Source organism: Ralstonia psammae (genome assembly GCF_958405935.1).
Taxonomy (GTDB): Bacteria; Pseudomonadota; Gammaproteobacteria; order Burkholderiales; family Burkholderiaceae; genus Ralstonia; species Ralstonia psammae.
Window position 1 is genome coordinate 81,399 of record NZ_CATZBU010000014.1, and the last position, 20,551, is coordinate 101,949.

Here is a 20,551-nt window from a genome sequence, read left to right on the forward strand (position 1 = left end):
GCTTCATCGGCAACAAAAAAGGCAGCCTCGGCTGCCTTTTTCTTTGACCGCTTGCTCTTTGCCAGGCGGCCCTGTCAGTCCTTCACGACCGGCAGGTGCTCCGGATCGCTCTCCGGTGCCGTGGTGTTACGGATGAAGATTGCCGCCAAGATCAAACCAAGCTCAAACAGCAACCATAGCGGCACTGCCAGCAGTAACTGCGACATCACGTCCGGCGGCGTCACCACCGCAGCAATCACGAAGGCGCCCACCACCACGTACGGACGTGCCTGCCGCAGCTTCTCCAGGCTCACGATGCCAAAACGCACCAGCACCATCACCACCACCGGCACCTCGAAGGTGATGCCGAAGGCCAGGAACGTGGTCATGGCAAAGCTCAGATACTTGTCGATGTCTGTCGACATCTCGGCGCCCAGCGGGGCGTTGTAGTGCGCCATCACCTTGAACACCGTCGGGAAGACCAGGAAATACGCAAACGCCACACCGCACAGGAACAGCACATAGGTGCTCACCACCAGCGGCATGATCATTCGCTTCTCGTGCGTATACAGCCCCGGCGCCACAAAGCGCCAGATTTGGTACAGCACCCACGGCAGCGCAAGTAGGAAGGCGGCCAGCAGCGTCACCTTCATCGGCACAAAGAACGAACCGGTGACATCCGTCACGATCATGTGTCCGTTCTTGGGCAACGCCTGGATCAGCGGCCGCGAGAACAGATTGAAAATATCCGGCGCCCAGTAGACCAGCCCCAGAAAGACCAGCAGCACGCCCGCACCTGCCTTGACGATGCGCTCGCGCAGCTCGACCAGGTGCGAAATGAAGGTTTCCTGCGCGCCGTCCTCGGGCGACTCTTGCGGATCGAGCGGAGCGGCACTCATGTTGGGTGGGAAAGAGGGAAGTCAGGACGCGGCACCGCAGACACGGCTCGCGCCCGAAGATCATTCGAAGAAGGAGCGCGCACGCGACTGTGCGGCAACGATGGGCGGACGATGACGCTTGACGCGTGCCGCACCCGATTGCGCCCACATGCGTACACCCTGCTTCTGGCGGTACCACTTGGGCATCGAGAGCTGCTTGTTGCGCCAGCTGTTGCGGCCGTTGCGCGACTTGCCCGGCGCCGGGCGCCAGTCGGGCGCGGAGGTCGCCGTCAGCGCTGGATCACCAAGGGCCTCGTTCAGGCGTTCGTTGATCTCGGTCGTGTGCTTGCTGACCTCCTGGTGGATGGTCTGCTCGACGTTGCGCGCGGCCTGCTCGAAGTCGGTGCGCATCTTGCGCAGCTCCTCAAGCTCGATCTCGCGGCTGACCTCGGCCTTCACGTCGGCGATGTAGCGCTGTGCGCGGCCAAGCAAGGCGCCAGCGGTACGCGCCACCTTGGGCAGACGCTCCGGCCCGATGACGACGAGCGCCACCATGCCAATCAGCGCCAGCTTGGAAATGCCGAGATCGATCATCGGTCAGCGCGCGTCGGTGCTCAGCCTTGCTTGGATTTGTCGCGCGCTTCGACGTCGATCGTCGTCGAATCGTGCAGCTCGCGCGGCGGCTGGCCTGCGGTCTGCTGCGGTTGTTGCGAACCCGCGGGCTTGTCTTCCTGCCCCTCGCGCATGCCGTCCTTGAAGCCCTTCACGGCGCTGCCCAGGTCCGAACCGATGTTGCGCAGCTTCTTCGTGCCGAACACCATCATGATGATCACCAGCACGATCAGCCAGTGCCAAATGCTAAAGGAACCCATGTCCTACTCCCACGTAAATACGGCTGGTGACGCTGCAACGGTGGCGGCGCCATTGGTTGATTTTACGGATTTGCGTACATCGGCTTGCTGTCGTTCAGATACAGCCAGCCTTTCACAATACGATACAGCATCCAGATGCCCAGAGCCCACAGGACAGCAAAGCCGATGAAGGCCACGGGAATGAGCAGCACGCCGATCACACCCCACAGTACGCACCACCAGAACGAACGGATTTGCCAACGAAAGTGCGACGCATACAGCGTGCCGCGCACATCGTCCCGCTTAACATACCCGACGATGATGGCAATCAATGCAGTGATGCCGCCGGTCAGCCAAAAAATGGCGTAGAGGGCATACAGAATATGCGTCAGGCGGCGCAGTCCGGCCAGGCGCTCCGCATCGTCCGTCACCACCACTGCCGCTCCGTATTTGTCCACACTGCCTCCCTGCGACGATCCGTCACCGTAGTCAGTCACCTGCCGCGTCACGCGCCTGTGACTTGCGCAGCGCCTTCTCTTCCAGACCCGAAAGCCCTTCGCGGCGAGCCAACTCGTTCACAACGTCATCCGGCGTGAGATCGAAGTGCGACAGCAGCACCATGGTGTGAAACCACAGGTCCGCCACTTCATAGACGACCTTGCTGCGCGCCTCGTCGGTCATACCTGCGGCGCGCGCGTCCTTGGCGGCCATGACCGTCTCGGTGGCCTCTTCGCCGATCTTTTTGAGAATGGCATCGTCGCCCTTGTTGAACAGGCGGGCGATGTAACTCTTTTCCGGGTCACCGCCGTTGGCGAGCTTGCGGGATTCGAGCACCTCGCCCAGGCGGCGCAGGGTGTCACTCATGATTGTGGCCAGGCTTGCCGGCGTAAATGTCGTCGGGGTCCTTGAGCACGGGCTCGACGGTGTGCCAATCGCCGTCTTCCACATTGCCTTCGAACTTCTGGAAAAAGCACGCGTGGCGGCCAGTATGGCAGGCGATACCACCGATCTGTGTGACGCGGAGCAGGACCACGTCTTCATCGCAGTCGAGGCGGATTTCGTGCACCTTCTGGATGTGGCCGGACTCCTCGCCCTTGTGCCACAGGCGCTTTCGCGAGCGCGACCAGAACACGGCCTCGCCGGTTTCCACGGTCTTCTGCAACGCTTCGCGGTTCATGAAGGCGAACATCAGGACGTCGTTGCTGCCCTGCTCCTGCACGATCACCGGCACCAGGCCGTTATCGTCCCAGTGGACCTTATTCAGCCACTTCTTGCTCATGATCCGATCCGTACTGGAATGCCCTGCTCTGCCATGAATTGCTTGGCTTGGCCAACGGTGTATTCGCCGTAATGGAAGATGCTGGCGGCCAGCACTGCATCGGCGTGACCTTGCTGGATGCCGTCAGCCAGATGCTGCAGGTTGCCGACACCGCCCGAGGCGATGACCGGCACCGGCACGGCGTCCGACACGGCGCGCGTGAGTTCCAGATCGAAGCCGGCCTTGGTGCCGTCTCGGTCCATGCTGGTGAGCAGGATTTCGCCCGCACCACGCTGCGCCATTTCACGTGCCCACGCCACGGCGTCCAGGCCCGTGCCCTTGCGGCCGCCGTGCGTGAAGACTTCCCAGCGCGGCGTTTCGCCCTCGGCCGACACCTTCTTGGCGTCGATGGCCACGACGATGCACTGCGCGCCGTGGCGGGCGCTGGCGTCCGAAACCAGTTGCGGATTCGACACCGCCGACGAGTTCATGCTGATCTTGTCCGCACCGGCATTGAGCAGCCGGCGCACGTCTTCCAGCGCGCGCACACCGCCGCCCACCGTCAGCGGAATGAACACCTGCGAAGCCACCGCTTCGATGATGCCCAGCATCAGGTCGCGCCCGTCGGACGTAGCCGTGATGTCGAGGAAGGTGATTTCGTCCGCGCCCTGCTCGTCGTAGCGGCGTGCGATTTCGACGGGGTCGCCCGCGTCGCGCAATTCGACGAAGTTGACGCCCTTGACCACCCGGCCGTTGGTCACGTCCAGGCAGGGGATGATTCGTTTGGCTAGCATGATGAGTCGGGCGCCGGAGCGCCCGTTGTGCACGGCTGGATCAACGATCAGGCCGCGCCGAGTTTGTCCGCGAGGGCTTGTGCTTCCTTGAAGTTCAGGTCGCCGGAGTAGATCGCGCGACCACAGATCACGCCCTCCACGCCATGCTCTTCGACCGCGCATAGGTGGTCGATGTCCTTGAGGTTCGACAGGCCGCCACTGGCAATGACCGGAATCTTCACCGACTGTGCCAACTTGACAGTGGCCTCGATGTTGATGCCCTGCAGCATGCCGTCGCGGCCGATGTCTGTGTAGATGATCGATTCGACGCCGTAGTCCTCGTACTTCTTGGCGAGGTCAACGACTTCGTGGCCGGAGAGCTTGCTCCAGCCGTCGGTCGCCACCTTGCCGTCCTTGGCATCGAGCCCGACGATGATGTGACCGCCGAACGCCGTGCATGCGTCCCGCAGAAAGCCAGGATCCTTGACCGCCGCCGTGCCGATGATCACGTACGACAAGCCATCGTCGAGCCAGCGCTCGATGGTGCCCAGATCGCGGATGCCGCCGCCGAGTTGCACGGGAATCTCATCGCCCACCTCGGCGAGGATGGCCTTGACGGCCGCCTCGTTACGCGGCTTGCCCGCGAAAGCGCCATTCAGATCGACAAGGTGCAAGCGGCGGGCACCCTGGTCGACCCAATGCCGCGCCATGGCAGCAGGGTCTTCCGAGAATACGGTGGCTTGATCCATATCGCCTTGTTTGAGGCGCACACACTGACCGTCCTTCAGGTCGATGGCCGGGATGAGCAACATAAGCGTGACGACAGAGTTGAGGGGGAGAAAGTAAAAAGGGCGAAAACGGATTCGATTACGACGCAACTGCAGGCGTCACGGATTCCAGTGCACGAAGTTCCGGTAGATCTGAAGGCCGGCTTGCGCACTTTTTTCCGGGTGAAACTGTGTTGCAAAAATATTATCCCGGGCGATGGCGGAGGTAAACCGCACGCCGTATTCGGTCTCGCCGACCGATTCGTCGGCATTGGCAGGCCGTGCGTAGTAGCTGTGCACGAAATAAAAGTAGCTCTGGTCCGGCACACCTTCCCATAGGGCGTGAGCACGGGTCTGGTGCACGCGGTTCCACCCCATCTGAGGCACTTTGTACCGTGAACCGTCCGGCTGCAACTGGCCGTCCAGATCAAAACGGACGACTTCGCCTTTGATAAGGCCCAGCCCTGCCGTGTATTGCTGGCCCGGACGCGCCTCGGTGCTGCGCTCGAGCAGCATCTGCTCGCCCACGCATACGCCGAGCATCGGCTTGCTGCGCGATGCCTCCAGCACAGCGTCGCGCAGGCCGGATTGGTCGAACGCTGCCATGCAGTCGGGCATAGCGCCCTGCCCCGGCAGCACCACGCGGTCGGCAGAACGAATTTCATCCGCTTGCGCACTGATGCGCACATCGGCCTGGGGAGCAACGGCCAGCAAGGCCTGCGCTACCGAGCGCAGATTGCCCATGCCGTAATCGACGATTGCGATCTTAGTCATGACTTAACTTAGGCCCTAAGTACGGGCAACAGGGTTTTCAGCCCGTCAACGATGAATTCCACGGCCAGCGCCGCCAGGATCAAGCCCATCAACCGCGTACCGACGTTGATGCCGGTGCGACCAATCACACGGGCGATCGGCTCGGCCGCGCGCAACACGATCCAGACCACGCCCGCGATTGCCACGCCCACGCCAGCCAGGAGCAACAGTTCCCACCAGTGCTTGGTCTTTCCCGCATAGACGATCACGGTGCTGATCGAGCCGGGGCCCGTGAGCAGCGGAATCGCCAGCGGCACGACGGCAATGCTGGCCTTGGCGCCGGCCTCGTCCTCTTCCTCGGGCGTGGCTTTGGTGCGGCTGGTCTGCGCATTGAGCATGTTCAGCGCGATCATGATCATGATGATCCCGCCGCCGACCTGCAGAGAGCCAACCGAAAAACCGAAAAAGCTGATGATCTGCTCGCCCAGCAACGCCGACAGGCCGATCACGATTGCCACCGAAATCGACGCGACCTGGATGGTGCGGCGCTTCTCTTCGTCCGTCTGGCTCTCGGTCAGGCTGATGAAGAACGGGATCGCCCCGATCGGGTTGATCAGCGCGAGCAGCGAGAAGAAACTTTTAGTCAGATCCATCGGATCGGCGGCCGTTTTCGGAGTCGGGTAGGCGCGGCCAGGCCGACGCAGTGATTTACAGGGCGCCCTTGGTCGACGGAATCGTGCCGGCAGCGCGCGGATCGATCTCTACCGCCATGCGCAGCGCGCGGCCAAAGGCCTTGAACACGGTCTCGATCTGGTGGTGTGCGTTGACGCCGCGCAGGTTGTCGATATGCAGCGTCACGCCGGCATGGTTGACGAACCCGCGGAAGAATTCGATGGACAGGTCCACGTCAAAATTGCCGACGCGCGCGCGCGTGAACGGCACATGGAACTCCAGGCCCGGACGGCCGGAAAAGTCGATCACCACGCGCGACAGGGCTTCGTCCAGCGGCACGTAGCTGTGGCCGTAGCGCACGATGCCCTTCTTGTCGCCGATGGCTTTGGCGACGGCCTGGCCCAGCGTAATGCCGACGTCTTCCACGGTGTGGTGATCGTCGATATAGGTGTCGCCAGTGGCCGAGACGTCCAGGTCGACCATGCCATGACGGGCGATCTGGTCGAGCATGTGGTCGAGGAAGGGGACGCCGGTGTTCAGCGTCTGCTTGCCCGTGCCGTCCAAATCAAGGGCGACGCGGATCTGCGTTTCAGAGGTGTTGCGAGTGACCTCGGCACGGCGGCTCATGGGGCTTCCTGCAGCGATGCGGCAAAGGCATCGATAAATTGCGCGTTTTCTTCGGGATTGCTGACCGTCACGCGCAGACAGTTGGCCAGCAACGGGTGCATTTTACTGACGTTTTTAATGAGAATCCGCCGATTGAGCAGGCGCTCGAACAAGGCCGCTGCATCGGGCACGCGCAGCAGGATGAAATTTGCCGCGCTCGGGAACACCGTCACGCCCGACTGGGCCGACAGTGCATCGATCAGTTTGGTGCGCTCGGCGCGCAGGGTCGCTGCCTGGGCATCCAGCACATCCACGTGTTCGAGCATGAACTGGGCGGTCGCCTCAGTCAGCACATTCACGTTGTACGGCGGGCGCACCTTGTCCAACTCGGCGATCCACTTCGGGTGGCCGGCCACGTAACCCAGGCGGATGCCGGCCAAGCCCAGCTTCGAGACGGTGCGCATCACCAGAAGGTGATCGAAATCGCGCAGGCGCGGCATCCAGCTATGTTGCGCGAACGGCTGGTAGGCCTCGTCGACCACCACCAGGCTCTGGCACACCGGGCCGCGTGCGGCGCGGATGATCGCGTCCATGTCAGCCGCGTCGAACAGGTTGCCGGTGGGGTTGTTCGGATACGCCAGGTAGATGACGGCAGGCTGCTGCTCTGCCATGGCGGCCAGCATCGCTTCACGGTCGAGCGTCAGGTCCGCCTTGAGCGGCACGCCGACGAAGTTCAGGCCCAGCAACTGTGCCGACATCGCGTACATCACGAAGCCCGGCACCGGCGCCAGCACGGTCGCGCCCGGCTTGGCCGCAGCAATGGCGATCAGGCTGATGATCTCGTCCGAACCGTTGCCCAGCAGTACCTCGGCGCCGGGCGGCACGTGCATGACCTGCTTGAGCTGCGCCCGGAGTGCGTCGGCGGTCGGCACCGGGTAGCGATTGAGCGCGACTTCGGCCAGGCGCTTGCCCAGCGCATCGCGCAACATCGCCGGCAGCGAATACGGGTTCTCCATCGCATCCAGCTTGACCATGCCGCTGGCGTCGGGTACGTGATACGCACCCATGGCGCGAACGTCGTCGCGCACGATGCGGGCGAGCAGGTCATCCAGAGAGGCTTGGGCCGGAGCGGTGGCGGTCATCGTTGTGCAGCGGGTATTATTCGGTGGCGGTACGTTGGAGGCGATATTCAGCGCTGCGGGCGTGCGCCTGCAGGCCTTCGCCGTAGGCCAGCTCGGCAGCGATCTCGCCCAGCATCTGCGCGCCCGCTTCGCTCACCTCGATCAGGCTGGAACGCTTGATGAAGTCGTACACGCCCAGCGGCGACGAGAAGCGCGCCGTGCGCGAGGTCGGCAGCACGTGGTTCGGGCCCGCGCAGTAATCGCCCAGCGATTCGCTGGTGTACTTGCCGAGGAAGATCGCGCCGGCGTGGCGGATGCGCTCGGCCCACTGGCGCGGGTTCTCTGCCGAAATCTCCAGATGCTCGGGTGCGATGTCGTTGGCGATGTCGCACGCCTCTTCCATGTCGCGGACCTTGACGAGCGCGCCACGGCCCGACAGCGACTCGGCAATCACGCTCCTACGCGGCATGTCTTCGAGCTGGCGGTTGATGCTGGCTTCCACCTGCGCAATGAACTCGGCGTTCGGGCACAGCAGGATCGATTGGGCCAGCTCGTCGTGTTCGGCTTGCGAGAACAGGTCCATCGCCACCCAATCCGGATCGGTCGTGCCATCGCAGATGACGAGGATTTCCGACGGACCGGCAATCATGTCGATGCCGACCGTGCCGAACACGCGGCGCTTGGCAGCGGCCACATAAGCGTTGCCCGGGCCGACGATCTTATCGACGGCGGGGACGGTGTCCGTGCCGTAAGCGAGCGCACCCACGGCCTGCGCGCCACCGATGGTGAACACGCGGTCCACCCCGGCGATGCAGGCCGCGGCCAGCACCAGCTCATTGCGCACACCGCCCGGCGTGGGCACCACCATGATGATTTCCTTGACGCCCGCCACGCGTGCCGGAATCGCGTTCATCAGCACCGAAGACGGGTACGCCGCCTTGCCTCCCGGCACGTAGATGCCCACGCGATCGAGCGGCGTGACCTTCTGGCCAAGCACTGTGCCGTCGGCTTCGGCGTATTCCCAGCTGTGCGTGCCGCACTCGATCTTCTGCTTCTCGTGATACGCGCGCACACGGGCGGCAGCCGCTTCCAGCGCCGCGCGGCGCTTGGGCTCCAGGCCATCCAGCGCAGCCTGCAGGGTGGCAGGTGACAGTTCCAGCGCGGCGACGCTGTCGGCTTCGATGCGGTCGAAGCGCCGTGTGGCTTCGAGCACGGCGGCGTCGCCGCGCGCCTTCACGTCGGCCAGGATCTGCGCGGCGGCGCGATCGATGGCTTCGTCTTCACCCGCTTCGAAAGCGAGCACCTGGCGCAGTTGCGCCGCGAATCCGGCTTCGGCCGAATCCAGCTTACGGACGGTCAGGCTCATGCGGGTTCCCCTGTGCGTTCCTCCTGGGCGGAGGCGCGCTCGAAAGCGTCGAGGATGGGGGCCAGCCGGTCGCGCTTCAACTTCAGCGCAGCCTGGTTGACGACCAGTCTGGACGAGATCTGCACGATCTCTTCCACCTCGACGAGGTTGTTCGCGCGCAGCGTGCCGCCTGTGCTGACCAGGTCGACGATGGCGTCAGCCAGGCCCACCAGCGGGCCCAGCTCCATCGAGCCATACAGCTTGATCAGGTCGACGTGCACGCCCTTCTTGGCGAAGTGCTCGCGCGCGGTATTCAGATACTTCGTCGCGACCGACAGGCGCGCGCCCTGACGCACCGCGTTGGCGTAATCGAAGCCCTTGGGCACCGCCACCGACATGCGGCAGCGGGCGATGTTCAGATCGATGGGCGCATACAGGCCCGCCATGCCGTGCTCCATCAGCACGTCGCGGCCGGCTACGCCGAAGTCCGCCGCGCCGTATTGCACGTAGGTCGGCACGTCGGAAGCGCGCACGATGATCACGCGCAGCGCCGGATCCGACGTCGGCAGAATCAGCTTGCGCGAGGTTTCCGGATCTTCGGTCACCTCGATGCCGGCGGCCTTCAGCAGCGGCAGCGTCTCTTCAAAGATGCGCCCTTTGGACAGCGCCAGCGTGAGCTGGTTGGAGGCGGACTGGAATGCGTTCATGGCCGGCTTACCCTTGAATTCGGCGGATCTTGGCACCGACAGCGGACAGCTTGTCTTCAATGCGGTCGTAGCCGCGGTCAAGGTGATAGATGCGGTCGACCAGCGTCTCGCCCTGCGCGATCAGCCCAGCAATGACGAGGCTGGCGGAGGCACGCAGGTCGGTCGCCATGACGGTTGCGCCCGAGAGTTGCTCGACGCCCGTCACCACGGCCGTCTTGCCATCGATCACGATATTGGCACCCAGGCGGTTGAGTTCCTGTACGTGCATGAAGCGGTTTTCGAAAATCGTCTCCGTCACCGTCGCAGAACCCTCGGCAACGGCGTTGAGCATCATGAACTGCGCCTGCATGTCGGTCGGGAACGCCGGGTATTCCGACGTGCGGAAGCTCACCGCCTTGGGGCGGCCCGTCATCTGCACACGGATCCAATCGTCGCCCGTGGTGAGCGTCACGCCGGCTTCGCGCAGCTTGTCGAGCACAGCATCGAGGATGCCCGGCGGCACGTCGCGCAATGTCACATCGCCACCGGCCGCAGCCACCGCACACAGGAACGTGCCGGCTTCGATGCGATCGGCAACGACTGTGTGCGCCGCGCCGTGCAGGGCTTCCACACCCTGGATCACCAGGCGGTCCGTGCCGATGCCTTCGATGCGCGCGCCCATCTTCACGAGAAGGATGGCCAGGTCGGTCACCTCGGGCTCGCGTGCGGCGTTCTCCAGCACGGTTTCGCCGTCGGCCAGTGCGGCGGCCATCAGCAGGTTTTCGGTGCCCGTCACCGTCACCATGTCGGTGACGATGCGCGCGCCACGCAGGCGCTTGGCGCCGTCGGGCAGCTTCGCTTCGATGTAGCCGTGGTCGATGACGATCTCGGCGCCCATCAGTTGCAGACCCTTGATGTGCTGATCGACCGGACGCGCGCCGATGCCGCAACCGCCAGGCAGCGACACACGCGCATGGCCAAAGCGCGCCAGCAGCGGGCCCAGCACCAGGATCGACGCACGCATGGTCTTCACCAGGTCGTACGACGCTTCCGGCGAGTGAATGGTGGCCGCTTCGAGCGTGACGTCGTGGCCGTTCTGCGTGCCTTCCACGCCCATCTGGCGCAGCAGCTTGAGCATCGTGCGCACGTCTTGCAGGTTCGGCACGTTGCTCAGCACCAGCGGTTCGGGCGTCAGCAGCGAGGCGCACATGATGGGCAGCGCGGCGTTCTTGGCGCCAGACACGCGGATTTCGCCCGACAAGGGGCCATTGCCTTCAATCAGCAGTTTGTCCATGAGCGAGACATCACGTCGTTCAGCGCGCTCGGCGAGCGCAAGGTCGGAATCGGTTGAAACGGTAACCGGGGTGGGATCAAGCTCGGCCATCAGGACTGCCACTCCGCCGGGGTGAGCGTCTTCATGGACAGCGCGTGAATTTCCGCGCGCATCCGCTCACCCAGCGCGGCATAGACAAGCTGGTGACGCTGGATCAACCGCTTGCCTTCAAATTGCGCGCTGACGATGGTGGCAAAAAAGTGCTGGCCGTCGCCCTCGACTTCGAGGTGCTCGCACGGCAGGCCGGTTTCGATGTACTGCTTGACTTGTTCGGGTGTGGGCAACATGGCCGTCCCTTCTCCAAAAACGTTAGGGTGGTGCGTCGCTGGTTTTGTTATCGACGCATCAATGGCGCAGCTTGTAGCCCGTGCGCAGCATCTGCAGGGCCACTCCCCCCACCACGACCAGCGCGATCAGCATCACGCCGAGGCTCGTCGCCACCGGCACATCGGACACGCCGAAGAAGCCGTAGCGGAAGCCGTCGATCATGTAGAAGAACGGGTTGGCGTGGGACACCGCCTGCCAGAACGGCGGCAGTGAATGAATCGAATAGAACACGCCCGCCAGGAAGGTGGCCGGCACGATCAGAAAGTTCTGGAACGCCGCAAGCTGGTCGAACTTCTCGGCCCAGATGCCGGCGATCAGCCCCAGCGTGCCCAGCACGCTCGCGCCGAGCACAGCAAACACGATGATCCACAGCGGCTGCGCAAAGTGCAGGTGCGCAAACAAGGTGGTCACGACCAGCACGCCCGTACCCACGGCCAGACCGCGAATGATCGACGCGCACACATACGCACCGAACATCTCCCAGTGCGACAGCGGCGGCAGCATGATGAACACCAGGTTGCCGGTGATCTTCGACTGGATCAGCGAAGACGAGCTGTTCGCAAACGCGTTCTGCAGCACGCTCATCATCACCAGGCCGGGCACCAGGAAAGCGGTGTAGCTCAACTGGTCGAATACCTTCACGCGGTCTTCCAGCACGTGGCCGAAGATCAGCAGATACAGCAGCGCAGTCAGTACCGGCGCGGCCACGGTCTGGAAGCTCACTTTCCAGAAGCGCAGCACTTCCTTGTACAGCAGCGTGCGGAAACCGACCCAACGGCCCGGCAAGCTCTCGGGAATGGCGTTCATGCAGCGGGCTCCAGCGCAGAATCGGGAATGACAGGCGTTTGAGGCCCGGGGGGCAAGCCGCCTTCGCGGCGCATGATCTGCACGAACACGTCTTCCAGATCCGCCTTGGCGACTTCCATGTCGTCGATCTCACAGCCGGCGAGGCGGCACGTGGAGAGAATCTGTTCGACCTCGCCATAGCCCGACAGGCGCAGGCGCACGCCGCGCTCGCCGTGTTTGCCAGGCATGCGCAGGCCTTCGAGCGACGCGGGCAGCGCGCCCTTCGCAAAGCTCAGTACCAGTTGCAGCCCCGCAAACTGCGACAGCAGATTCGCCGTGCGATCCAGCGCCACCACTTCGCCAAACTTGAGCATGGCGATCCGGTCACACAGGGATTCGGCCTCTTCCAGGTAGTGCGTGGTCAGCACGACGGTATGGCCTTCGCGGTTCAGGCGCGAGATGAATTTCCACAGCGTCTGGCGCAACTCGACATCCACGCCGGCGGTCGGCTCGTCCAGCACGATCACGGGCGGGCGGTGTACGAGGGCCTGCGCCACCAGCACGCGGCGCTTCATGCCGCCCGACAGCGCGCGCATGTTGGCGTCGGCCTTGCTGGTGAGGTCCAGGTTGGCCATGACCTCGTCGATCCAGTCGTCGTTCTTGGTCAGGCCGAAATAGCCCGACTGCAGGCGCAGCGTCTCGCGCACCGTGAAGAATGGGTCGAACACCAGTTCCTGCGGCACCACACCGAGCTTTCGGCGCGCGGTGCGGTAGTCGGAAACGACGTCGTGACCGAGCACGCGTACGTGGCCGGAATCGGCACGATTCAGGCCCGCGAGGATGGAGATCAGCGTGGTCTTGCCCGCGCCGTTGGGGCCCAGCAGACCGAAAAACTCGCCCTGCTCGACAGACAGGCTCACGCCCTTGAGCGCTTGCAACGACTTGTAGCGCTTGCGGACGTCAGCGATTTCGATGGCTTTCATGGCCGACAAAGTGAACTACCCTGCTCATCTCGCAGCCATGGATCGACAAGACCATGACGGCCGCGGACGCCGCACACGGCGGCGGCAGAGCGACAAACCCAGAATTATAGGGGAACTGCACCAACTCACGGCGCCACAGCTGACGACGCCGAACCGCGAATGCCAGGGGCGCGCGCGACGCCCCGGCCGGAGCGCGGCATCGCGATGTCGGGTTCGGGGCAATCACCCCGCGCCCCGCACCGGACGCCGCCTCAATGTCGAGCGTGATGGTGAGCGGCAGTGGCCGGCGCGATGGCCAGCAGAGACTCCACGCCGTACAGCGTGGCGAGGTTGGACAGCGCCTGCGGAGCGCCTGCGATATCGAGTGCGATACCGGCATCGTGCGCCGTGCGCTGCCACGACAGCAGCACCGCCAGCGCAGACGAATCGACCTGCAACAAACCGGCACAATCGACGTGCAGCGCGGCAATGCCGGCTTCGCGCGCTTGGCCGAGTTGAGCCTCGCCCTCGCGCAGAACGCGCGGCGCTTCGCGGTGAGTCAGCGGGCCGGACAAGGTCAACATGGTGGAAGTGGATGCGTCAAAAAAAGAAACAGCGGCCAGACGTGACCGCTGCATAGATTCTACCGGAAGGCTGCTTACTTTGCCGGGCCCTTCTCGAGCTGCGTGTTGCGCTCGTTCAGAAAGCTCACCAAGCCGGCCACGCCGCCACGTTTGCTGATGACATCGGCAAACTGGTTCTTGTACGTTTCCGACAGCCACAGGCCGCTGATGTTGATGTCGTACACCTTCCAGCCACCGGCCGTCTTTTCCAAACGGTAGTCCAGGGCCACCGGCTCGCCATTGTTGTTCACGGTCGAGCGCACCACCACGTCGGTGTCGTCCGCAGCCGCACGGAACGGCTTGTACGAAACGGTCTGGTTCTTCACGTTCGACAGTGCGCCGGCGTAAGTGCGGATCAGCAGCGTCTTGAAGCCATCCTGAATCTGTTGTTGCTGCTCCGGCGATGCCTGGCTCCAGAAACGGCCCATGGCGATCTGGGTGGTGCGCTTGAAATCGGCGCGCGGCACGATCTTCTGGTCAACCAGCTGGTACACCTTGGCCATGTTGCCGCCGCGCAGCTCCGGATCGCTCTTGATGGTGGTGAGCACGTCGTCCACAGCCGTCTTGACGGTGGCCTGTGCGTCGGCTTCCTGGGCGTGGACCGGCGCGGCTGCCACGGCGGCCGTCAGCGTGAGGCCGGCAAACAGGGAGCGGAGAAGCTTCTTCAACATATCGCGTCCTTCTAGTGTGATTTTCGGGTCGCTTGCAGCGTATTGGCCGCAATCTTGTTGGCGATTAGAACAGATCGCCGGCACGCAAGTTCGTGCGGGCCGGCCAGTTTTACGCCTTGTCACCTTTGAGGCGACCTTGTTACGTGTACCGATCAGCGGCGGAACACCGGCCAGTTGGGGGTGAAGCGCTGGTACGGCGAGACCGTCGCGTCACCGGTATCCGGCTTGCTGTTGTCCTGATCTTCCGGCAGGTTGCCGTCATAGATCAGATAGCGGCGACGCTGCAGATAGGCATCGCGCAGGAAGGTGTACTTGTCGACAGCGGCCTGTTCAAACACATTGCTGGCCCCGAGCAGGTTGGCGCGCACGTCAACCACGCGCAGCGCGGCCAGCGAGTAGGTGATCGCGCTGTCGTGCCAGTACGTGAGCGGGTCCATCTGCCAGTCGACCAGGAAACCCACAGTGTCACGTGCGGTGCTCGGGCCAAGCAACGGCCACACGACGTACGGACCCGCCGGCACACCCCACACGCCGAGCGTCTGGCCGAAGTCTTCCTTGTGCTTGGGCAGGCCCGCGTCCGACGCAATGTCGATCAGGCCGCCCAGACCCAGCACGGTATTGATCGCCACACGCATGGTGTCTTCCAGCGCGGCCGTGCCCTTCAACTGCAGCAGGTTGTTGACGGCCGAATAGACATCGCCCGCGTTCGAGAAGAAATTCGACACCGCCGTGCGCGCCGGCGACGGCACCACATCGACATACGTTTGCGCAACCGGCTTCAGCACGCCCTTATCGAGGTCTTCGTTGATGCGAAAGACTTCTCGGTTGAACGGTTCGATCGGATCGGCCGGATTGGCATTCGGCCCGGTGGCACAGCCGGCCAGCAGCGTGGCGCCTGCGGCCACGGCCAGCGCAAAGCCGCGCAGCGTACGGATGGATCTTGTTGTTTTCATGGTCTATTTGCTCCCACTGCCCTCAGCCGGCTTGGCTCCGCCGGCACTGCCACTACCGCTGCCAGCGCCGGCATCCGCGGCCTTGCTGTAGAGGAACTGGCTGATCAGGTTTTCCAGCACCACCGCCGACTGCGTCATGGTGATCTTGCTGCCGCTGGCCAGCATGGCCGAGTCGCCACCTGGCTCAATACCAATGTATTGCTCACCCAGCAGACCGGAGGTCAGGATCTTGGCCGAACTGTCTTTCGGAAATTGGTAGCGCTGGTCCATGTCGAGCACGGCGATCGCCTGGTAGCTCTTGTCGTCAAAGAGAATCTCCGACACGCGCCCCACCACCACGCCTGCGCTCTTGACCGGCGCCCGCACCTTCAAGCCGCCGATGTTGTCGAACGAGGCCTTCACCTGATAGCTCTTGGCAAAAGAGAACGCACTCATGTTGCCGGCCTTGAGCGCCAGAAACAGCAGCGCGACGATGCCCACCAGCACGAACAGTCCGACCCAGAAATCGAGGAGGCTCTTACGCATAGTTCTTTCTCGTTGAAGAGGCGGCGCGTCAGCTGAACATCAGCGCGGTCAGCACAAAGTCCAGCGCCAGTACGGCGAGCGACGCAATCACCACCGTCCGCGTGGTGGCACGCGACACACCTTCGGGCGTCGCCTTGGCTTCGTAGCCCTGATACAGCGCAATGAAGGTCACGGCCACGCCAAACACCACACTCTTGATAACGCCATTGACGACGTCGTTCATCACATCCACGCCGGCCTGCATCTGCGACCAGAAGGCGCCGGGATCCACGCCAATCAGGCCCACGCCAACAAAGTATCCGCCCAGAATACCGACCGCGCTGAAGATTGCCGCCAACAGCGGCATGGCGATGAAACCCGCCCAGAAACGCGGTGCCAGCACGCGTGCCAGTGGGTCGACGGCCATCATTTCCATAGCGATCAATTGTTCGCCAGCCTTCATCAAGCCGATTTCGGCCGTCAGCGAAGTACCGGCGCGGCCTGCGAACAGCAGCGCCGTCACCACCGGGCCCAACTCACGCACAAGCGACAGCGCCACCAGCAAACCCAGCGCCTGCTCGGAACCATAGCGGTTGAGCGTGTAGTAACCCTGCAGCCCCAGCACGAAACCGACAAACAGCCCCGACACCGCGATGATGATGAACGAATCGTTGCCGATAAAGCGCAGTTGCTCGATCAGCAGACGCGGACGGCGCAACACGTCGCCCGGCGCCACGAACAGCGTCACCAACATGCGCGTGGCATAACCCAGGCGGCCAATGAGCGTGCGGACAAGCAACCCGATCGTGGAGATCATCGTGCGCCTCCGTCCTCGCCCAGACCGAAGTCATCGGCCAGCGGCACGCCAGGATAGTGGAACGGCACGGGGCCGTCCGCCTCGCCGCGCACGAACTGGCGCACGAACGGATCGGTCGAGGCGCTCAGGTCAGCCGGCGTGCCCTCGGCGGCAATGCCACCGTTGGCAATGAAGTACACGTAATCGGCAATATGGAACGTCTCCTGCACGTCGTGCGAGACGATGATGCTGGTCGCGCCCAGCGCGTCGTTCAGCTTGCGGATGAGCGATGCGGTCAGGCCCAGCGAGATCGGGTCCAGCCCGGCGAACGGCTCGTCGTAGAGGATGAGCGACGGGTCCAGCGCAATCGCCCGCGCCAATGCCACGCGCCGCGCCATGCCGCCGGAAATCTCCGAGGGCATCAGGTCGCGCGCACCGCGCAGGCCGACGGCGTTGAGCTTCATCAGCACCAGATCGCGGATGAGCGGCTCGGGCAGTTCGGTATGTTCGCGCAGCGGAAATGCCACATTGTCGAACACGGACATATCGGTAAACAGCGCGCCAAACTGGAAGAGCATGCCCATCTGGCGGCGCGCGGCGTACAGCGCGCGCTTGTCCATCGCGCCGATGTCCTGACCGTGAACGCGCACAGTGCCGGCGGCGGCGCCCACTTGGCCGCCAATCAACCGCAGAATCGTCGTCTTGCCGCACCCCGAGCCGCCCATGACAGCCACCACGCTGCCCTTGGGCACGCGCATGCACAGGCCGGACAGGATGCGCCGCGCGCCTGGCTGATAGGCGAAATCGACCTGATCGAGTTCGACAACGGCGTTGGAAGGCTGGGTGGACACGGTGGAGATCGGTGCAGAGGGCTCGGCAGGTTGGCGGCTTCATGCTGCCGCATCTCGTTGTCTTGACGACCGCTGGCTCGCCAACAGAGGCGGCTTCGCGCGGCCCGCCATTATAGGTGGAAACCCGCGTAGCCCGTCAGTCACGCCATGCTTACCGACAGTTTGTGTGGCTTGTTCGCCGCGCTGGGGTTTTCGGGTCTTGCGGGTTGCTGGAAGTGGTGCGCCTGCGGAACGGGGTTGAAGCTGCAGACAGGAGAAGTGGCCTATTCGCCGCTATCCAGGCGCAGATCGGCCTGCCGAATTACCGCCTGCCAGTGGGTGGCATCACGGCGCACGGCTTGCGCGAACGTGTCGGGGGCATCCCATTGCGGCTCGAAGCCGCCGGCACGCAATGTGGCGCTGACTTCCCTTGAAGTGACCGCGCGGCGCAATTCGGCAGCCGCGCGCATCGAGAGAGGCCGGGGGGTACGCGCCGGCATGAAGGTACCGATCCAGGCGCTGCGATCGAATCCGGCGAGACCGCCTTCGCGCAGCGTTGGCACAGCGGGCGCGAAACGCGAGCGAGCCTCGCCCGTCACCCCGAGCAAGCGTAGCTGACCGTTGGCCGCGGCTGCCGCCACGCTCGGATAGCACGCGAAACATGCCGTCATGCGCCCGGCCAGGATCTGTTGCACAAGCCCTGCTTCACCGCGAACGGCCACATGCGGCGCGTGGAAAGCGTAGTCGCGCACAAACTGCTCGGTGACAAGGTGCGACCACGTGCCGACGATGTCCGAGCCGCAATTGACCGTGACGGACTCGCCGCGCGCCTGGGCGAGCAAATCGGTGATGGAATGGATCGGCAAGCGCGCATCGACGGCGAGAAACAGCGGCAGCGTGGCCACCATCGCCACAGGCTGAAAGTCGCGCAGCGGATCATACGACGCAGCCTCCAGCGCGGGCTGGGCGACGAACGTGGTCTGCTGGAGCAGCAGCGTGTGGCCATCGGACGGCGCACGGGCGACGGCTTCGCCGGCGGCCATGCCATTGGCTGCCGGGCGATCTTCGACACCCACATCGCGACCGACCTGCTCCTGCAGCTGCGTCGCCAGTGCCCGGGCGAGCGCATCAAACGCGCTGCCTTCCGCCGCCGGCACGACCAGACGCAGCGGTTGCGAGGGATACCCCTGCAGCAATGCACGCGCGGGCGACGCCAGCATTGCCGGCAGCACGCCCAGCCACGCAAGCGCCCGCCGCCGCTGCCGATTCGGCACATCGGGCGCGTGGGGCACATCTGCACGCACGGTGCGGGCGCGAGGTCGCATGAGGCAGCTTGGGGATCACGGGGAGATCTCATTCTAGAAATCCGCCTGGCCGCCCTGCACTCATGTAAACCATGTCGACGTAAACCATGAGGCATGACGCGCGTGTCACAACCCGCGCGGCACAAACAAAAAGGCCCGCCAAGGCGGGCCTGAGTCAAACGGTCAACCGCGTGGTCAGCGCGGCAGTTCCGTATGCCCCATGAGAAACGCATCGACCGAGCGGGCAGCCTGGCGGCCTTCCCGGATGGCCCACACGACGAGCGACTGGCCGCGGCGCACATCACCGGCGGCAAACACCTTCGGCACGTTGGTGGCGTAAGCGTTGTCGCCTTCGGTGGTGGCACGCGCGTTGTTGCGCGCATCCTTCGTCACGCCAAACGCATCGAGCACGCCGCCGACCGGGTTGGTAAAGCCCATCGCCAGCAGCACGAGATCGGCCTTGAGCGTGAACTCGCTGCCTGCGACCTCTGCCATCTTGCCGTCTTTCCACTCCAGGCGCACGGCGGTCAAGCCCGTCACGCGGCCGTTCTCGCCGATGAGCGCCTTGGTTGCGACCGACCAGTCGCGCTCGCAGCCTTCGTCATGCGACGACGAGGTGCGCAGCTTGATCGGCCAGTACGGCCACACCAGCGGCTTGTTCTCTTCTTCGGGCGGACGCGGCAGCAGTTCGAACTGCGTGACCGATGCGGCGCCATGGCGGTTGGACGTGCCAACGCAGTCCGAACCCGTGTCGCCGCCGCCGATCACGATGACGTGCTTGCCGTCGGCGCGGATCGGGTTCGGCGCATCGCCGGCCACTTCCTTGTTCTGCGGGATCAGGAATTCGAGCGCGTAATGCACGCCGTCCAGATCACGGCCCGGCACCGGCAGATCGCGCGGCACTTCCGAACCGCCCGTCAGCACGACGGCGTCGAATTGCTTGAGGATGTCTTCTGCGGCGATGGTCTCGCGAGCGTCGTTGGTGATGCCGGCGGGAACCGTCTTGTCACCCACCATCACGCCGGTGCGGAACGTCACACCTTCAGCCTCCATCTGCTGCATGCGGCGGTCGATCTGCGCCTTCTCGAGCTTGAAGTCCGGGATGCCATAGCGCAGCAGGCCGCCGATGCGGTCGTTCTTTTCGAACAGCGTTACGTCGTGGCCGGCGCGCGCCAGTTGCTGCGCAGCGGCCATGCCAGCGGGGCCCGAGCCGACCACGGCCACGGTCTTGCCAGTCTTGTGCTTCGGCACTTGCGGTGCGACCCAGCCTTCTTTCCAGGCCTTGTCGATGATGGCGTGCTCGATCGACTTGATGCCGACCGGCAGCTCGTTGATGCCCAACGTGCAAGCCGCTTCGCACGGTGCCGGACAGATGCGGCCCGTGAACTCGGGGAAGTTGTTGGTCGAGTGCAGCACTTCAATCGCAGTCTTCCAGTCCTGGCGATACACCAGGTCGTTGAAGTCCGGGATGATGTTGTTGACGGGGCAGCCGTTGTTGCAGAACGGAATGCCGCAGTCCATGCAGCGCGCGCCCTGGATCTTGGCTTCGTTGTCCGCCAACGCGAACACGAATTCCTTGTAATGCTTCACGCGCGCTTCGGGCGCTTCGTATGCCTCGTTCTGGCGGGGAAATTCGAGAAAACCGGTCGCCTTGCCCATGGTGTCCTTCCTGGCCCGATGCTGCTCTGCCGGCACAGTCGTGCTAGCCAGGCAGTCGGGCCTGTCTTGTGAGGTTGCGTTGTATTCGGTGGTGGCGAACGGCTGATCACGCGG

General features: G+C 64.0%; 26 protein-coding genes. All 26 read right to left on the reverse strand.

Annotated features, from left to right (window positions below; translation table 11 throughout):
• Positions 1-74: 74 nt before the first annotated feature.
• The 26 genes from tatC to R2N16_RS21660 all read right to left on the reverse strand — a co-directional run bounded on the left by tatC (position 75) and on the right by R2N16_RS21660 (position 20,437).
• Positions 75-878 carry a twin-arginine translocase subunit TatC gene (gene tatC, locus R2N16_RS21535; protein WP_316668435.1) on the reverse strand — a complete coding sequence of 268 codons (804 nt, stop codon included), beginning with the start codon at positions 876-878 and terminating at the stop codon, positions 75-77.
• Positions 879-938: 60 nt separating this feature from the next.
• Complete coding sequence (gene tatB / locus R2N16_RS21540; protein WP_316668437.1) at positions 939-1,451, reverse strand: Sec-independent protein translocase protein TatB; 513 nt, start codon at positions 1,449-1,451, stop codon at positions 939-941.
• A gap of 20 nt (positions 1,452-1,471) precedes the next feature.
• The gene (tatA, locus tag R2N16_RS21545; RefSeq protein WP_009241947.1) at positions 1,472-1,729 is read right to left on the reverse strand and encodes a Sec-independent protein translocase subunit TatA; all 258 of its coding nucleotides are present in this window, start codon (positions 1,727-1,729) and stop codon (positions 1,472-1,474) included.
• Between the two features lie 62 nt (positions 1,730-1,791).
• Positions 1,792-2,166, reverse strand: a complete 375-nt coding sequence (locus R2N16_RS21550; RefSeq protein WP_316668551.1) for a DUF4870 family protein — start codon at positions 2,164-2,166, stop codon at positions 1,792-1,794.
• 31 nt (positions 2,167-2,197) lie between these two features.
• The gene (locus R2N16_RS21555; protein ID WP_232041161.1) at positions 2,198-2,572 is read right to left on the reverse strand and encodes a phosphoribosyl-ATP diphosphatase; all 375 of its coding nucleotides are present in this window, start codon (positions 2,570-2,572) and stop codon (positions 2,198-2,200) included.
• Complete coding sequence (hisI, locus tag R2N16_RS21560; RefSeq protein ID WP_024977832.1) at positions 2,565-2,987, reverse strand: phosphoribosyl-AMP cyclohydrolase; 423 nt, start codon at positions 2,985-2,987, stop codon at positions 2,565-2,567. Before hisI ends, R2N16_RS21555 begins: the two co-directional genes overlap by 8 nt.
• Entirely contained in the window at positions 2,984-3,760 is a 777-nt protein-coding gene (hisF, locus tag R2N16_RS21565) for an imidazole glycerol phosphate synthase subunit HisF (protein ID WP_316668443.1), read from the reverse strand. The genes hisI and hisF overlap by 4 nt, the downstream gene beginning before the upstream one ends.
• Before the next feature lie 47 nt (positions 3,761-3,807).
• Entirely contained in the window at positions 3,808-4,551 is a 744-nt protein-coding gene (gene hisA / locus R2N16_RS21570; protein ID WP_316668446.1) for a 1-(5-phosphoribosyl)-5-[(5-phosphoribosylamino)methylideneamino]imidazole-4-carboxamide isomerase, read from the reverse strand.
• Positions 4,552-4,626: 75 nt separating this feature from the next.
• The gene (gene hisH / locus R2N16_RS21575) at positions 4,627-5,280 is read right to left on the reverse strand and encodes an imidazole glycerol phosphate synthase subunit HisH (protein ID WP_316668449.1); all 654 of its coding nucleotides are present in this window, start codon (positions 5,278-5,280) and stop codon (positions 4,627-4,629) included.
• 8 nt (positions 5,281-5,288) lie between these two features.
• Positions 5,289-5,912: a MarC family protein gene (locus R2N16_RS21580; protein ID WP_316668451.1), complete on the reverse strand. Its 624-nt coding sequence runs from the start codon at positions 5,910-5,912 to the stop codon at positions 5,289-5,291.
• Between the two features lie 55 nt (positions 5,913-5,967).
• A complete protein-coding gene (gene hisB / locus R2N16_RS21585; RefSeq protein WP_316668453.1) occupies positions 5,968-6,558 on the reverse strand; it encodes an imidazoleglycerol-phosphate dehydratase HisB in 591 nt (196 codons plus the stop codon).
• A complete protein-coding gene (hisC, locus tag R2N16_RS21590) occupies positions 6,555-7,679 on the reverse strand; it encodes a histidinol-phosphate transaminase (protein ID WP_316668456.1) in 1,125 nt (374 codons plus the stop codon). The genes hisB and hisC overlap by 4 nt, the downstream gene beginning before the upstream one ends.
• A gap of 16 nt (positions 7,680-7,695) precedes the next feature.
• Positions 7,696-9,024 carry a histidinol dehydrogenase gene (gene hisD / locus R2N16_RS21595; protein WP_316668458.1) on the reverse strand — a complete coding sequence of 443 codons (1,329 nt, stop codon included), beginning with the start codon at positions 9,022-9,024 and terminating at the stop codon, positions 7,696-7,698.
• Positions 9,021-9,710 carry an ATP phosphoribosyltransferase gene (gene hisG, locus R2N16_RS21600; protein ID WP_316668460.1) on the reverse strand — a complete coding sequence of 230 codons (690 nt, stop codon included), beginning with the start codon at positions 9,708-9,710 and terminating at the stop codon, positions 9,021-9,023. The genes hisD and hisG overlap by 4 nt, the downstream gene beginning before the upstream one ends.
• Positions 9,711-9,717: 7 nt before the next feature.
• Positions 9,718-10,983 carry a UDP-N-acetylglucosamine 1-carboxyvinyltransferase gene (gene murA / locus R2N16_RS21605; RefSeq protein ID WP_316668553.1) on the reverse strand — a complete coding sequence of 422 codons (1,266 nt, stop codon included), beginning with the start codon at positions 10,981-10,983 and terminating at the stop codon, positions 9,718-9,720.
• Between the two features lie 89 nt (positions 10,984-11,072).
• The gene (locus R2N16_RS21610; protein WP_024542178.1) at positions 11,073-11,309 is read right to left on the reverse strand and encodes a BolA family protein; all 237 of its coding nucleotides are present in this window, start codon (positions 11,307-11,309) and stop codon (positions 11,073-11,075) included.
• Positions 11,310-11,367: 58 nt separating this feature from the next.
• The gene (locus R2N16_RS21615; RefSeq protein WP_027680233.1) at positions 11,368-12,156 is read right to left on the reverse strand and encodes an ABC transporter permease; all 789 of its coding nucleotides are present in this window, start codon (positions 12,154-12,156) and stop codon (positions 11,368-11,370) included.
• Complete coding sequence (locus R2N16_RS21620; RefSeq protein WP_316668466.1) at positions 12,153-13,118, reverse strand: ABC transporter ATP-binding protein; 966 nt, start codon at positions 13,116-13,118, stop codon at positions 12,153-12,155. Before R2N16_RS21620 ends, R2N16_RS21615 begins: the two co-directional genes overlap by 4 nt.
• Positions 13,119-13,369: 251 nt before the next feature.
• Positions 13,370-13,681 (reverse strand): STAS domain-containing protein, encoded by a 312-nt coding sequence (locus tag R2N16_RS21625; RefSeq protein ID WP_316668468.1) that lies wholly within the window; start codon positions 13,679-13,681, stop codon positions 13,370-13,372.
• 74 nt (positions 13,682-13,755) lie between these two features.
• Positions 13,756-14,391: an MlaC/ttg2D family ABC transporter substrate-binding protein gene (locus R2N16_RS21630; RefSeq protein WP_316668470.1), complete on the reverse strand. Its 636-nt coding sequence runs from the start codon at positions 14,389-14,391 to the stop codon at positions 13,756-13,758.
• Positions 14,392-14,543: 152 nt separating this feature from the next.
• Positions 14,544-15,344, reverse strand: coding sequence for an MlaA family lipoprotein (locus tag R2N16_RS21635; protein ID WP_316668471.1), 801 nt, complete (start codon positions 15,342-15,344; stop codon positions 14,544-14,546).
• A gap of 3 nt (positions 15,345-15,347) precedes the next feature.
• Positions 15,348-15,869, reverse strand: coding sequence for an outer membrane lipid asymmetry maintenance protein MlaD (gene mlaD / locus R2N16_RS21640; protein ID WP_316668473.1), 522 nt, complete (start codon positions 15,867-15,869; stop codon positions 15,348-15,350).
• A gap of 28 nt (positions 15,870-15,897) precedes the next feature.
• Entirely contained in the window at positions 15,898-16,665 is a 768-nt protein-coding gene (mlaE, locus tag R2N16_RS21645) for a lipid asymmetry maintenance ABC transporter permease subunit MlaE (RefSeq protein ID WP_316668475.1), read from the reverse strand.
• Complete coding sequence (locus R2N16_RS21650; RefSeq protein WP_316668478.1) at positions 16,662-17,495, reverse strand: ABC transporter ATP-binding protein; 834 nt, start codon at positions 17,493-17,495, stop codon at positions 16,662-16,664. Before R2N16_RS21650 ends, mlaE begins: the two co-directional genes overlap by 4 nt.
• 263 nt (positions 17,496-17,758) lie before the next feature.
• The gene (locus tag R2N16_RS21655; protein WP_316668479.1) at positions 17,759-18,799 is read right to left on the reverse strand and encodes a Bug family tripartite tricarboxylate transporter substrate binding protein; all 1,041 of its coding nucleotides are present in this window, start codon (positions 18,797-18,799) and stop codon (positions 17,759-17,761) included.
• A 174-nt stretch (positions 18,800-18,973) separates the two neighbouring features.
• Entirely contained in the window at positions 18,974-20,437 is a 1,464-nt protein-coding gene (locus R2N16_RS21660) for a glutamate synthase subunit beta (RefSeq protein ID WP_316668481.1), read from the reverse strand.
• Between the last annotated feature and the right edge of the window lie 114 nt (positions 20,438-20,551).